The organism is Microbacterium sp. GXS0129 (assembly GCF_044769785.1).
Classification (GTDB): domain Bacteria; phylum Actinomycetota; class Actinomycetes; order Actinomycetales; family Microbacteriaceae; genus Microbacterium; species Microbacterium nymphoidis.
This window is the reverse complement of record NZ_JBIZVZ010000006.1, coordinates 176544-189710: the sequence shown is the minus strand read 5'-3', so window position 1 is coordinate 189710 and position 13167 is coordinate 176544. Positions and strand designations below refer to the sequence as shown.

The following is a 13167-nucleotide window of genomic DNA, read 5'->3' as shown; positions in this document are numbered from 1 at the left end:
GAACCCAGAAGCTAAGCCTCTCAGCGCCGATGGTACTGCAGGGGGGACCCTGTGGGAGAGTAGGACACCGCCGGACTCCTTTTAACACGAAAGCCCTGACCACCGCTGGTCAGGGCTTTCGTCATTCCCCCAACACCACACACCCCTCCACCATCACCCGCGCAAGCGCGGCGATGCTGGAGGGGTTTTCTGTGTCAGCTGCGCAGCGCTTGGAGCAGCGTCTTCATCAGTCGCGGAACGTTCCCGTCCATGCGGAAGCGGGTGAAGCCCTCGCTCACCTGCGCTCCCGTACGGCTCGTGACGAACCACGGCGGCTTCGGGAGGATCGTCCATGCGCCGCCGCCGAGGGAACGCGGGAACGGGCGGAACGGACCGGAGAGCACCGATCGTTCGACGTGATCGATGAGAAGACCGTTGTGGACAACGCCGATTCCGCTGCCCACATCGGACAACGTGTGACCGGGGAAGGCCCCCCACGACAACGTGGGCGCCGTGAAGGAGAAACCGGTCCAGCCATTGATCGCGATGTTCCCGTAGTGGAGATCGTCGATGGCCCGATCGAACCCGGCCCCGAGGGCGCGCTGGGCGGACGGATCGATGAGGACGTTGGCACCCAGTGTTCCGGCGAGCTTCTCGTTCGCGTGCGCGACGGCCGCATCGAGGAAGTGCTGTCCGGTACCGGGAAGGGTGACCACGCCGAGCACCGGGGAGAAGTACTCGGTACTCTCCAGAGTGCGTGCGTCGTCGGCGTTATCCAGGACGATGAACCGGCGTTCGCCGAAGCGTTCAGCCGCAGGGTAGGCGTCGTCTGCGGCACCGAGCTTCGATGCCGAGTTGGGGTACCAGACCGGCCGGTCCGGTGCTGCCGCATAGGCTCGGCGGAGCGCGTCGAGGAAGTCCTCGCGCTGAGGCCAATCCGCGGAGAGGATCACCACCTGACCGGAGATGCAGTTGTGCCCGCAGTTCTGCAGGCGCATCGTCACCACGTGCTCGGCCTGGTAGTCGAGATCAGCCTGCGTCCACTCCCCGGGAACCACGATGATCGGGGCGACGCCGCCAAGCTCGCCGGTGATCGGCTTGTGGAGGAGGGGCTGGCCGTTCTTGCGTCGCTTCTCCGCCGCAGCCCCTGTCCCCCAGACGATGGCGTCGAAGGTCACCGCGGACCCGGTGATGTGGACGTGGGCAAAGGCATCGGATGCGGTGAGGTGTGCGCCGACGGCTCCGTCACCCGAGATGATGCGCACGAAGCCGGCCTCCACAAGCGGGAGCAGCGCACGGCGGTACACCGGAAGCAGCCGGTCCTGGGTGGGATTGAGCTTCAGCAGCGACACGCGGTTGGCGGAGAGCAGCTCGTACAGGACATCCAGCACCGGGATCGAGGTGATGTTCCCTGCGCCGAGTACCAGACCTACACCGCCGGACGCGCCGGGAGTGAGCTGAGCAAGACCGGCGCCACGGATCGCCTGACCGGCATCCACGCCCGGACGCAGCCACACCTGACCGGTGAAGCCGGACAGGAGCGTCGCATCCACCCCGTCGGCGGGGAAGACGTCTACGCGGGTGCGGCCACTCGGCGACGTCGAGAACTTCTTCCCATCCAGCGGACTCCCGCCGGCCGCCAGGGTCCGCAGCGTCCGCTCGTAGGTGCTCAGTGCGGACAGGACGGCGTAGGGGCCGCTCAGCCACTCCTCGCCTCGCAGCGGATGACGTGCGTCCAGCCCCTTCGTCTCGGCCGCGATCCTGGCCCAGTCCTCGGCTGCAGCCGACACACTCGCGTGGAGTCGGCGCAGGAGCGTGGCACGCTGGGTCAGAGTAAGCGTGGACCAGACCGCTGATCCGATCCGCAGGGCGTCGAGCTCGGTGTCGATAGCAGCGATCGTCTCGGCGGAGACTGCCGGACGCGGGGGCTGCGCTGCGGCGGCGCGACCGGGCGCAGGACTCGGCCGCTTCGATCGCGCCGAGCCTGACGATGCGGCGGACGCACGCGTCTTGCGCGCCGCCACGGTTTCGGGTTTGTCCGCTTTCGGGGTCTTCTCACGCGCACGTGCGGCGCCGCTGCGGGACGCTCGGGCGGGCTGTGCAGCGGACTTCTGCGCCGCAGCCGCGTCGATCGGCTCCGGTGTTGCGTCAGCGGGTGTGCTCACAAGAAACCTCCTGGTCTTCGGCCAGCCTATGCCTCGTCGCCGTCACGTGGCGGGGGTGACGACGTCGATATCCTGCTTGGTGACCCGATACCGTGACAGGCTCATCAGGCTCAGGAGGGTCAGACCGGCGGGGACGATGCTGAACGCGACCACGATCCCGGCGACAGCGGATTCGGGTTGGGTCACCGACATGTCCGCGGTGGACGAGACGTATCCCGTGAGCGTCAGCACCGCAGTGAACGCTGAGGCCGAGAGAGCGAATCCCACCGTCTCTCCCGCGGTCCACACTCCGCTGAACGTGCCGGCGGCGGCCGGGCCGTCCGCATCCGCGGAGATCACATCGGGCAGCATGGCCATGGGCAACGACTGCATGCCGGCATAGGCGATACCCGCCAGCGCCACCGGGGCGTACAGCCAATCACCCGGTGCCATGAGCGCTCCTGCGATGATGACCGCGGCGACGATGAACAGGGTCGACGCGAGCCGGAACGCCCGCGTCTTGCCGGTGCGACGAGCGATCGCACTCCAGACGGGTGCCGCAATGAGAGCCGGGGCGATCAGTGACACGAACAACAGCGTCACCGCTGCTTCCGAGCGCATCACCCAGGTGGCCAGGTACTGCGCGCCGGCGAGCATGAGGCCCGTTGCGAGTGCCTGCAACACGTAGGTGAGGAGAAGGGCGCGGAACGGCTGGCTGCGCCGCAGCGCGCGCATCCCTTCCACATAGTGCGCCCGCACGTCCAGGCCCGGTGCATCGGCCCGGGACACCCGCCGGGTCCCACGCGCAGCGACCGATGTCGCGATCAGCATCCCGATCCCGATCGTCACACCCGAGACCGCACCCATAAGGAGGTAGCCGGTGGTGGGATCACCGGTCAGATCGCGCAGGATCGGGCCTCCCGCCCCGAAGAGCAGGATCGCGAACGTCAGGACGATCACGCGCCAGGTGAGCAGCCGTGTGCGCTCGTCGTATCCGGGCGTGAGTTCGGCCGGCAGTGCGATGTACGGGACCTGGAACAGGCTGAAAGCCGTGGCCGTCGCCGTGAACGCGACCAGCACCCAGAGCGCCCCGATCACCGGTGCCAGCCCGGGAGGGACGGCGAAGGTCAGCGCGAACAGGAACGGCAGTGAACAGGCGCCGACGAGCATGTAGCCGCGTCTGCTCCCGGTGAACGCACGCTGACGGTCAGTAAGGGCACCGATGACCGGGTCGATGATCACGTCCCAGAGCTTCGCGATGGTGATGACCACCCCGGCGAGCGCTGCGGCCACACCGAGGTTGTCGGTGAGGTAGTAGGTCAGTACGAGTCCAGGCAGGGTCGCGAAGCCGCCCGTGCCGAGAGAACCCGCGGCGTAGCGGGCGATGGTTCCCGCAGACAGACGATGTGCGCCCGTCACGGGCGGGCCAGGGGTCGGGTGTGGAGCGCCAGTGCTCATCGCGTCAGTGTATCGGCGCGGGTCGGCGCACACCCACGGCACGCCAGCCGTCGGCCCTCGGAGAGGACCGACGGCGACGGGAATCAGATGAGGTTCAGCTCGCTGAGCTTCGCCTCGACGTCGGCGTTACTCGGCTCCACGTGGTGCGTGGCGTCGGGATACACGACGACGGGGATGTTCGTGCGCCCGGAGATGTCCTTGGCAACGTCCGCCGCAGCAGGATCGGCCTCGAGGTCCACGTAGGTGTACGCGACGCCGAGCTCGTCGAGCTGCTTCTTCGTGCGACGGCAGTCACCGCACCAGGCGGCGCCGAACATGGTGATCGTGTCAGGTGCGGGAGTGGTCATGGATCCAGGCTACGCCTCGCCGGAACCTACCGGCTCGTTCCGGAGCGGAGATGACCTGCCACGTCATCGGCGGCGAATGCGGCGCGCAGCTCCCGCCACGCCGTGCCGTCCAGTGTCGCCACGTCGCGAGAGGCGCGTTCGGCGTCAGACGTCGCCGCGACGCCGTAGACGATGTCGCTCGCGCCCACCTGGCGCAGTTGCGTGTTCAGCTGGTCGAGATCGCTTTCGGTGAACGCCGGCAGCACCACCAGCCCGGCATCCGTCGTCGTCCCACCCGGCGTTCCCCGGGCGATCAGCACACGCGCTGCGCCGTCGAGCACCGCCTGCTGGCGGAGGAGGTCACGCGGGTCGGACATCAGGTAGTCCGCCGCCGTGCTCGGGGTCAGCGTGAGTGGTCCGGTGGGGAACGTGAACCGATCGGCCTCGATATCCGACGGATTGACGATGTCGAGGTCTCCGGACAGCGCGAGCCCGGTCAGCCAGGGCTCCGTGATCACCATGGTGTGGTCGATACGGATACCGAGGGAGTCCTGCATGCTGGCTCGCAGTGCTTCCGCCCCGCCCATGCTGAGCGCGTCTGAGAGCGTGCCTTCACCGTGCTGGGGGATCGCCACCCAGGTGTCGGGGCGGAACGAGACCGAGGAGACGCTGGAGCCGTCGGCGGAGAAGTCGACCACGGCGATCGCCACGGCCTGCGCCCCGCCCTCGGACGCGATGTCCGCGGCATCCTCCGGCGAGTCGGCGAGGGCGATCAGGATGTTGGTCTCGCCGTGACCTGCGCCGGCCCTCACATCGGAGTCCGCAACCGACGCGCCGCTCTCACCGGACAACGGGGCCGCGACGGGAGCTCTGAGAGCACTCGTCACCGCCACGACCACGGCGATGGCCGTGGCGAGCGCGGCGACGATCGTCAGCACCACGATGCGCCGGCGCGCCGCCGTCATCGGCCGGCGACGAACGCGGGCGCTCACCGGACCTCCGGCGCCGCTCGGCCTTGTGCGCCCCGCCGGGGTGCGTGGTCCACGCGGGGAGGGGTGCGGCCGATCGTTCGGCCCGGCGCTCGTCCGAGGAGCGGCTCGGCCGGCGCTTCGGCGAGCGGGGTTCGCACGCGCGGACACGGCGACGTCATGCGTCACCGGTGCCGGCAAGGTCTCCTCCGGAACCTCCTCGTCGTCGCCCTCGTCGATCTCCCGGGCGAGCTCTGCGGCGGGAAGAGGCAGCCGGATGCTCCGGGTGCTCACGTTCTGCTCCGAGGTGTGCACGTCGGACGGCGTCGTGCTTCGGGGAACGAACATGCCGTGGTCCGTCGCCTGGCCCGCGGCCGCAGCCCGCAAGGACATCAGGGTGGCGTATGGGATCGTGCTCGCGTCGCGGAAGTACCCGTCTGCCTCCAGCGCGCCGGCCTCTGCCTCCAGCGCGCGGGCCTCTGTGTCCTCTCGCTCGGGCGCCGCGTCTGCGATAGCGGTGAGAGGTGAGGTGTGCCTGGTCCCTGCGTGAGTCGAGATATGTGCTGTCGCTGCAGGCGACGCGGTGAGCGTGGTCGCAGCGGGCGACGGGGTGGTGCTGGTCTCTGCGGGAGTTGAGGCGGCTGGTGCCTCTTCGGGAATCGAGGTGTGCGTGGTGGCAGCGGGCGACGGGGTGGTGCTGGTCTCTGCGGGAGTTGAGGCGGCTGGTGCCTCTTCGGGAATCGAGGTGTGCGTGGTGGCAGCGGGCGACGGGGTGGTGCTGGTCTCTGCGGGAGTTGAGGCGGCTGGTGCCTCTTCGGGAATCGAGGTGTGCGTGGTCGCTGTCGGCGACGGGGTGGTGCTCGTTTCTGCGGGAGTCGAGGCAGCGGGCGCCTCTTCGGGAATCTCGGTGTGCGAGGTCGCTGCGGGAGCCGAAGTGTACGTCGGCGCCTCGCGCGATGAGGTGGCCTCGGTCTTTGCGGGAGTCGAGGTGTGCGCTGTCTCTTCGGGCGACGAGGCGGTCCCTGTCTCCGCAGCGCGGGGGGCGTCGGCGATTTCGGCGCGGGCTGAGGCGTCGGTGATCTCGGTGGGAGTCGAGGCGCCATCGGTCTCTGCCGAAGGTGAGGCGTCGTCAGCGGTCTCAGCAGTAGATGAGGCGTCCGCCGTGCTGCGCACGTTGCGACGCAGCCGCCTCGCCTCCGTCGCCGCGTTCGTACGGGCCGCTCTCCGGCGCCGGTCGAGCTCTGCTCGGCTCACCGTCTGGTCATCGTCGAAGTCATCGTCGAAGTCATCGTCGAAGTCCTCGCCGTCGAGAACCTCGTCTTCGTCGGGCGTCTCGTCGTCGTCGAGAACCTCGTCGCCCAGAACCTCGTCATCGTTGGACGCGTTGTCGTCGTCGAGAACGTCGTCCTGGTCGGACGCTCCGTCGAGAACTTCGCCTCCGCCAAGAACTGCGTGCGCGTCGAGTGCGTTGTCGCCGGGAACCCCGGGGTCGCGGCGCGCGCGGCGGAGCTGGTTGAGAGCGTCACGGCTGATCGTGGCGTCGTCATCATCCGGTGCCAGCTCATCGCGGACGGCCGACGCTGACCGAGCACGCATCGCATCGAGCTGCGCGCGATTGATGGTCAGTTCAGCGCGGTCCCCAGCCGAATCGGTTCCCGTTGAGTCCAAGCCCGCCGATCCTCCGACGGGAAACTGCGCTCCCCAGCGCGTCATGTGAGATCCCCTTGCGCGATGTATCACCGCCATCGATGACGATCGACATCGGACGCGCGATCGCCCGGTCCTCCCCAGGGCCGTGCGACCATCATGCCCGAAATCCGCGTGCCGCGAATTTACTGTGCACAGGGCACAGTTGCTTCGGTCATGTGGCGGGGACCGGGCGTTCCAGCGATTCCAGCGCGGCGCGCAAGAGCGTCGACGAGGTGTGCGTGGTGTACGGGAAATAGACCACTTCAACACCCACGGCACGGAAGTCGCGCTCGAGCTGCATTCCCTTGCGGGTTCCGCGCCAGTCATCGCCCTTGAAGAAGTGCGTGAAGCCCACCTCACGCCAGGTGGCCACCTTGTCCGGCTGGGTTTCGATGAACACGTCGTCGACGATGCTCAGCGAGCGCACGATCTCGGCGCGCTCGGCGGTGGGCACGATCGGCGTGCGTCCTTTGGCTCGGAGCAGCATGGCGTCATCCACCACCCCCGCAATCAGGCGATCGCAGTTCTCGCGGGCATGGCGCAGGATGTTGAGGTGGCCGACATGGAAGAGGTCCCAGGCCCCCGGGGCGTAACCGATGCGCATTTCTTCCTTCTTCCGCACTCAGCGGTTGTTCTGACGATCGCGCGCGTACGCGCGGTGGACGTAGCCTGCGGCCGCGGCGAGCATGCCGCGACCACGGTGGAGCACGCGCCATCCGTGGGCGTCCGTGTCCGGGCGGGAGACGAGTCGTCCCGCGGCGCGCAGCAGGAGGCCGCAGAGGATGCGGGCCGCCCCGCCGAGAGCAAATCCGCAGCGCAACACGCTGATCCGCGCCGGACCGGTCGCCTCCATCAGGGCGATGTGCACCGTGGCGTTGCCGCGCATGTATGCCCGCTCCCGAGCCCAGTCCCGGGTCAGGCGTTCCGGTACGACGGTGTCCACGGCCACCGACTCGGCGCACCACACGATGCGCTCACCGGCGCGAACCAGCGCACGCGTGAACAGCGTGTCCTCGCCGCCGGTGAGACTCAGCCGAGGGTCGAAACGGGCGCCCACGCGCCGCACGCGGGCAAGATCCAGCAGCAGGTTTCCCGTGGCCGCGGCGGGCATCTCGGTTCCGGTGGGGTGGGATGCGCGACGAAACGTCCCGGTCGCCACGAGCCAGGGGTCCAGATCGGCCGGCAGGTCCGAGCGCACCGTCCCCATCACCGCGGCGCAGTCGTATGCGCGCCAGGTGTCCACGAGGGACCGCAACCAGCCGGGCTCGGGTACTTCGTCGTCATCGATGAACACCAGGGCATCCGCGCCGGTCTCACCGATCGCACGCAGGGCGTTGTCCGCTTCGTCGAGGGCTCGGTTGCGCACGTGCGCCACCCCAGCCCCGGTCTCGACCACGAACCGGGCTGGCAGCGGGCAGGATGCCACGGTGGCCGCTGCCGATCCGCTCGGATCGTTGTCGACGACGAGCACGGCTGCCCGATCCCCCGGATCGAGCTCAGCGATACGCTCCGGGAGCGCGGCCAGCAGCGCCGCCAGCAGTTCGGGACGACGGAAGGTGGGAATCGCGATGACGATCCTCATCGCGACCTCCGGTGCGCCCGGGCCGCTCGGTAGGCCTCGGCATGAAGCCGGCCGGCCTCGCCCCAGTCGCGTCGAGACAGATCAGGGGCCGAGTCCATGTCCAGGCGCTCGGCCGCGGCGATGGCCTCTCGGAGCACGGTGCCGTCCAGGTGCTCGTAGCGGATCACCCATTCCTCGCCGACGTCTTCGGCCAGGGCGTCGGTTGACGCTGACCGTGGCACCAGAACCGGGCGGTTCAGCGAGAGCGCGGCGAGCGCGCTGCCGGAGTTGTGAAGGTCACGGTAGGCCAGCACGACGAGTGACGCGGATGAGATGATCCGGACGAGATCCTCGTCGGGCACGAAGCGCAGATCCAGTTCCACCCCGGCACCAGCAGTCGCGAGCAGGCGTGCGGTGAGTTCCGCCGAGGTCGGGCGACCGGCCACCGTCAGGGAGAGGGCCGGATCCGCGTCGTGTGCTTGGCTGAACGCGCTCAGCAGGTCTTCGACCCCTTTGTACCCGCGCAGCTGCCCGAACGTGACGACATGTCCTGCGCGTCGCCGTAGCCGGGAATGGCCGTCGAACCAGGAGCGATAGTCGCCGTGCGGGATGTCGCGGACCAGTACGCCCGCGTCGACGGAAGTGGTGGGATTCAGCCGGATGACCACGTCGGCATCGGCCTGGATGTCCATGAGCAGAGCGCGCTCGTCGTCCGCGATGTTGGGGAGATCGGGATTGTGCGCCGTGCGCACCACCCCGATCCGGCGCGACCGCCGATGCCGCTGGGCGAGGAGGCGCAGCAGGACCTTCTTCAGGCGGCGGCGAAGAGGAGAGCCGGCGGCCAACCGCGCTTCGGGCCAGTGCCAGTGAAACGCCTGGTACCGACCGAACAGTGCTCGTGGCCAGGAGAAGGTCACCAGCTCGACGTTCGGCTCGTCGCGCAGCGATTGCGCCAGCATGGTGATGTACGGGTTCGTGGTGGTGCGAGGCGCTGCGAAGGACTGCATCACACGGAGAGGACGTGTCATTCGACCGCCTCCAGTGCGACCAGCGACCGGTACCAGCGCACGGCTGCCAACGCAAGGACCGCGAGGGTCGCGGCCGCCATCAGGGTGTACACCGCGGAGAACGGCACCGGGAGCCACAGCAGCAGCGTGGCAAGGCACAGCAGGCCGTAGTCGGTGGGGAGCACGGCGAGCGCGTACAGCGGGCTGGATCGATACGCCGCGCCTGTTCCGCCGCCTGCGGCCACGCCCGCGCGACGCCGGAGGAAGTCTGCGCCGATCATCCCGAAGAAGTAGGTGGAGGCGACCGCGCTGTACACCAGCGGAACTGCCAGCATCACGGGCGCGAGCTCGTCGGATCGTGCCCAGGAGATCAGCACGGCGAGGTGAATCGTCGCAGCCTTGAGCGCATCGAAGAAGTGATCGAGCCACTCACCCGCCGCAGAACCGGTGCCGGTGAGCCGGGCGAGCTGACCGTCCGCGGAATCGAGCGCGTATCCGAGCATCAGGAGCGCAGCCACCGCCACGGACATGAGCGCGCTGGGCTCCGTCGCCGCGATGAGTCCGATCGCAGTGAACGTGCACAGCGCGCTGAGCAGTGTCACCTGCGTGGGAGTGAGGCCCGCCGCTGCCGCCGCGGCGGCGAGCGGACGACCGAGCGGGCGGTTGACGAATCGAGAGTATGCCGCAGCACCGGACGAGGACTTCTGAGCTGCGCGCAGCTCGGCTAGCGCGGTGCGAAAACGCCAGTGCGTGCGCGTGCTCGTCACGATTCCCCCCAGGCAGCGGGCCGGTTTGCTCCCGCATCGAGTGGTCAGCGTAATCAGCTGGGAGCGCGCGTATCGGCGCTTTCCCGTGGTTGTGGATAACTCGGTTCAGCGAGCCGTGGACGACACGATGGCGGCGCGGAGCTCCCGTGCCGCAGCACGCCAGTCCGCGCGGGCCAGGATGCGTTCGCGGGCCTCCTCGTCGCCGGCTGCATGCCAGCGGGCATCGATCGCGGCGCCCGCTGCCACCGCATCGCCGACCGGGACCAGATGCGCCCAACCGCCCGCCACCTCACGATGGGCGGGGACGTCGGAGGCGACGAGAGGCGCATCGAACCACGTCGCCTCCATGGCAGGCAGCGCCATGTTCTCATCGGGAGCGAGGCTCAGCACCAGCGCCGTGTGTCGCAGCATCCAGCTGAGCTCGGCGGGCGTCAGCCGGCCCGAGAACCGGATGCGACCGGTGTCGCGCGCGGCACGGTGGCGTGCGCTGAGGCGTGCCTCGACGGACCGGCGTGACGAGTCGACGACCACGATGAGCGGGCTCTGCGTGGTTACGCGGGACGAGGCGAGCGCGGCCGCGACAGCGTCGTCGATCCCGTCGCGGGTACCCAGCCGACCTCGAGTGAGGGCGAACTGCGTCACGTCTGCAACGATCGCGGGGCGGGCCGGTGACGCGGTCGTGAGCGATGTCCGCGCAGCCACGCCGATGCTGGTCACCGGCGCGAGAGCCCACTCGTGACGCTCGATGCGCGCCGCCTCGCTCCGCGTGCCGGTGGCCACGATGTTGGCGAACCGGGCGCTCGGCAGGATCGCCGACGAGTACAGGCGCTGAGACATCGGGAACCAGGCCGGGTGATCGCGGTGCATCGCGTCGTGCACGATCGTCGCCGTCGCTCCGCCGAGGGGCGTGAAGTCATGGACCACCAGCGCGTCAGCCCGCTCGCGTCGCGCCAGCCGCCTCAGTTCGACGAGGTTGGAGAGCGCGTGCGGACGCAGCCGCACGGTGACACGGTTCACCGCAGCCGGAAGGTCGTCGGCCGGGGATTCCGGCCGCAAGGCCACCGACAGCTGGTCGCGAGGGAAGGCGCGATGCCAGGCCAGGATGAGCTCCCGCTGCACGGCTCGCGTACCGCGGGCGTCGCCATCCCACCAGTAGCCGTCGAACAGGACGCGCATGACCCTCCCGGTTTGCCTCAATACACTAGACCGCTCGGGGACGAAGGGATGGGACGTGACGCGCGAAGTAGCGATCATCGTCGTGAACTATGCATCGGCGGGGCTGCTGTCGCAGAACCTCGTGGCGACGGCTGCGGCGATGCCGTACGCCCATGTGTACGTTGTGGACAACCTGCACTCGGCGGCGGAGCGGGCTCGGGTACAGGATCTGGCGGATCAGCAGGGGTGGCGGCTCATCGCGCTCCCCGACAATCGCGGGTTCGGCGCGGGTGTCAACGCGGGCGCGCGTGAGGCATGGCGTGACGGCGCGACGGACCTGCTGGTGCTCAACCCGGACGCGAGCCTGGACGCCGCGGCGGCCGAGGCGCTCATCGCCGCGACGGCGGGGGACCGGCGCGTGCTCGTGTCGCCGGTGATCCGCACTCCGGACGGGCGCATCTGGTTCGACGGCTGCGACCTGTATCTGGGCACGGGAGAGACGCGGGGCAGGCGGGCCCGTGACCGCTTCCCGGGCGCCGAACGCGAGGAATGGCTGGCCGGGACAGCGCTCTGGGTGACGCGGGAGGTATGGGATCTCGTCGACGGCTTCGACGAAGAGTTCGAGCTGTACTGGGAGGATGTCGACTTCTCGCACCGGGTCCGGGTCGCCGGCGGTGCGCTCGCGGTGGTGACGAGTGCCGTGGCCGTTCACGATGAGGGCGCCACCCATCGATCCAGCGCCCAGCGGTCCGAGGCGAAGAGCGAGCTGTACTACTACTTCAACATCCGCAATCGGCTCCTCTACGCTGCCCGGCATCTGGATGAGGCCGGCATCCGCAGCTGGCTGGCGAGCTCGACGGCCAGCGCTCGTGCCATTCTGCTGCGCGGCGGACGGCGTCAGTTCCTGCGTCCGCTGCCGCCGCTGCGAGCGGCCTACCGGGGCCTGCGCGACGGTCGTCGGATCGCGCGGGCCGAACTTGCGAGGCGCGCCGCTCAACGCTGAGCGACTGTGCACAGGCGCAGACGCGAGTAATCCACAGCAGGGGTGCGAAGACCCGGGAACCTCACGGCCGACGCGTATGGTTTATGAGACGGCTCTCATGAGCCCGTCCGGTCTGCTGGGGAGTTGACCGTTCACGTCCTGGGGAAGGTCGCTTCTGTGACTCGTTCATTGCTGCTCGCGCCACCGCGCGAGAACGCCATCGTCCATCGCCGTCTTGCTCGCGCGCGCATGCAGGTGCCGTCTGCGGCAGCCACGGCGCCGGGCGCGCCGCTCGCCGCCGCGCCCGCTCAGCCCATGGCCGCCGTGGGCCTCGCTGCAACGGGGACCGCGCAATGAGCGCGGCCCCCGATGAGGCACCGGCTCGCGGCGGCCGAGTCCGCGCGCGCAAGCGCATCGTCCTGGCCGCTCTCGCCGCGGTCGGCGTGGCCGCTGTGATCGTCGCGGTGATCGCGCTGCGGGCAAGCGGCGGCACCGCCGGTACGGCGGGCGCGACGTCAGCGCCCACGGACACTGCTTCGGCATCGGCATCGGCGTCTGACCCAACGGCGGATCCCGCGGTGACGGAGCCGGCGCCGGCCGAGTCCATCGAGCCCCTGCCGGCACCGGTACCGCCCGAGGGCGCTCAGGAGCAGCCGGTCGCCCCGGAGCAGGAGCCTGTTGCGCCCACGGAGACCGCGACCGGGTCCGACGGTGCTCAGGTGGCCCTGGTGAAGACGGAGTCGCTCGATGTCGTCGGCAAGCTCCCCGGCGAGGTGTCGGGTCCGGGGATCAGCGTCACCGTCGAGATCACCAACACCACGGATGCGCCGATGAACATGGACTATGTGGCGGTCAATCTCTACACGGGAGCAGATCGCACACCCGCGCTGCCCATTCAGTCCGGCGATTCCGGAGGCTTCGGCGGAGAGCTTGCCGTCGGTGAGTCCGCGACGGCGAGCTATGTCTTCCTCGTCGACGAGGATGCGCGCGAGGACGTGCTCATCGGGGTCGACTACCTTCCCGGCGCCGCAACGGTGACTTTCCGGGGCTCGCTCGAAGGCTGAGCACACTCCTCCGCCACCACAGAAGGCGGAGTAATCCACAGGGACTCCGAACGTCCTCCGATCAGCA

12 protein-coding genes and 1 rRNA gene are annotated in these 13167 nt (G+C 69.2%); 4 read left to right on the top strand and 9 right to left on the bottom strand.

Annotated features, from left to right (window positions below; all coding sequences use genetic code 11):
- Positions 1–76 (top strand): 5S ribosomal RNA (gene rrf, locus ACIQJ5_RS16770); the annotation flags it as partial.
- A 118-nt stretch (positions 77–194) separates the two neighbouring features.
- On the opposite strand, the gene ACIQJ5_RS16765 is transcribed toward rrf, so the two are convergent.
- The 9 genes from ACIQJ5_RS16765 to ACIQJ5_RS16725 all read right to left on the bottom strand — a co-directional run bounded on the left by ACIQJ5_RS16765 (position 195) and on the right by ACIQJ5_RS16725 (position 11075).
- Positions 195–2144: an aldehyde dehydrogenase family protein gene (locus ACIQJ5_RS16765; RefSeq protein WP_402845480.1), complete on the bottom strand. Its 1950-nt coding sequence runs from the start codon at positions 2142–2144 to the stop codon at positions 195–197.
- Positions 2145–2186: 42 nt separating this feature from the next.
- Positions 2187–3581 (bottom strand): MFS transporter, encoded by a 1395-nt coding sequence (locus ACIQJ5_RS16760; protein ID WP_402845478.1) that lies wholly within the window; start codon positions 3579–3581, stop codon positions 2187–2189.
- Positions 3582–3664: 83 nt separating this feature from the next.
- On the bottom strand, positions 3665–3928 hold the full coding sequence (locus tag ACIQJ5_RS16755) for a glutaredoxin domain-containing protein (protein WP_231092565.1): 264 nt from the start codon (positions 3926–3928) through the stop codon (positions 3665–3667).
- A 26-nt stretch (positions 3929–3954) separates the two neighbouring features.
- Complete coding sequence (locus ACIQJ5_RS16750) at positions 3955–6588, bottom strand: hypothetical protein (protein WP_402845476.1); 2634 nt, start codon at positions 6586–6588, stop codon at positions 3955–3957.
- Between the two features lie 148 nt (positions 6589–6736).
- Positions 6737–7168, bottom strand: a complete 432-nt coding sequence (locus tag ACIQJ5_RS16745) for an adenylyltransferase/cytidyltransferase family protein (protein WP_231092563.1) — start codon at positions 7166–7168, stop codon at positions 6737–6739.
- Positions 7169–7186: 18 nt separating this feature from the next.
- The gene (locus ACIQJ5_RS16740) at positions 7187–8146 is read right to left on the bottom strand and encodes a glycosyltransferase family 2 protein (protein WP_231092562.1); all 960 of its coding nucleotides are present in this window, start codon (positions 8144–8146) and stop codon (positions 7187–7189) included.
- Entirely contained in the window at positions 8143–9153 is a 1011-nt protein-coding gene (locus ACIQJ5_RS16735) for a glycosyltransferase (protein ID WP_402845473.1), read from the bottom strand. The genes ACIQJ5_RS16740 and ACIQJ5_RS16735 overlap by 4 nt, the downstream gene beginning before the upstream one ends.
- Complete coding sequence (locus ACIQJ5_RS16730; protein ID WP_231092560.1) at positions 9150–9899, bottom strand: CDP-alcohol phosphatidyltransferase family protein; 750 nt, start codon at positions 9897–9899, stop codon at positions 9150–9152. The genes ACIQJ5_RS16735 and ACIQJ5_RS16730 overlap by 4 nt, the downstream gene beginning before the upstream one ends.
- A 105-nt stretch (positions 9900–10004) precedes the next feature.
- Complete coding sequence (locus tag ACIQJ5_RS16725) at positions 10005–11075, bottom strand: glycosyltransferase (RefSeq protein ID WP_402845471.1); 1071 nt, start codon at positions 11073–11075, stop codon at positions 10005–10007.
- 55 nt (positions 11076–11130) lie between these two features.
- Here ACIQJ5_RS16725 and ACIQJ5_RS16720 point away from each other — a divergent pair, with 55 nt between their 5' ends.
- The 3 genes from ACIQJ5_RS16720 to ACIQJ5_RS16710 all read left to right on the top strand — a co-directional run bounded on the left by ACIQJ5_RS16720 (position 11131) and on the right by ACIQJ5_RS16710 (position 13100).
- The gene (locus ACIQJ5_RS16720; protein WP_231092556.1) at positions 11131–12057 is read left to right on the top strand and encodes a glycosyltransferase family 2 protein; all 927 of its coding nucleotides are present in this window, start codon (positions 11131–11133) and stop codon (positions 12055–12057) included.
- Between the two features lie 156 nt (positions 12058–12213).
- The gene (locus ACIQJ5_RS16715) at positions 12214–12393 is read left to right on the top strand and encodes a hypothetical protein (protein WP_231092554.1); all 180 of its coding nucleotides are present in this window, start codon (positions 12214–12216) and stop codon (positions 12391–12393) included.
- Entirely contained in the window at positions 12390–13100 is a 711-nt protein-coding gene (locus ACIQJ5_RS16710) for a hypothetical protein (RefSeq protein WP_231092551.1), read from the top strand. Before ACIQJ5_RS16715 ends, ACIQJ5_RS16710 begins: the two co-directional genes overlap by 4 nt.
- The last annotated feature ends 67 nt before the right edge of the window (positions 13101–13167 follow it).

Excerpts from the sequence above, each read along its gene's own strand:
- ACIQJ5_RS16760 (WP_402845478.1), bottom strand. The coding sequence starts at position 3,581 with ATGAGCACTGGCGCTCCACACCCGACCCCTGGCCCGCCCGTGACGGGC.
- ACIQJ5_RS16755 (WP_231092565.1), bottom strand. The coding sequence starts at position 3,928 with ATGACCACTCCCGCACCTGACACGATCACCATGTTCGGCGCCGCCTGG.
- ACIQJ5_RS16750 (WP_402845476.1), bottom strand. The coding sequence starts at position 6,588 with ATGACGCGCTGGGGAGCGCAGTTTCCCGTCGGAGGATCGGCGGGCTTG.
- ACIQJ5_RS16745 (WP_231092563.1), bottom strand. The coding sequence starts at position 7,168 with ATGCGCATCGGTTACGCCCCGGGGGCCTGGGACCTCTTCCATGTCGGC.
- ACIQJ5_RS16740 (WP_231092562.1), bottom strand. The coding sequence starts at position 8,146 with ATGAGGATCGTCATCGCGATTCCCACCTTCCGTCGTCCCGAACTGCTG.
- ACIQJ5_RS16735 (WP_402845473.1), bottom strand. The coding sequence starts at position 9,153 with ATGACACGTCCTCTCCGTGTGATGCAGTCCTTCGCAGCGCCTCGCACC.
- ACIQJ5_RS16725 (WP_402845471.1), bottom strand. The coding sequence starts at position 11,075 with ATGCGCGTCCTGTTCGACGGCTACTGGTGGGATGGCGACGCCCGCGGT.
- ACIQJ5_RS16710 (WP_231092551.1), top strand. The coding sequence starts at position 12,390 with ATGAGCGCGGCCCCCGATGAGGCACCGGCTCGCGGCGGCCGAGTCCGC.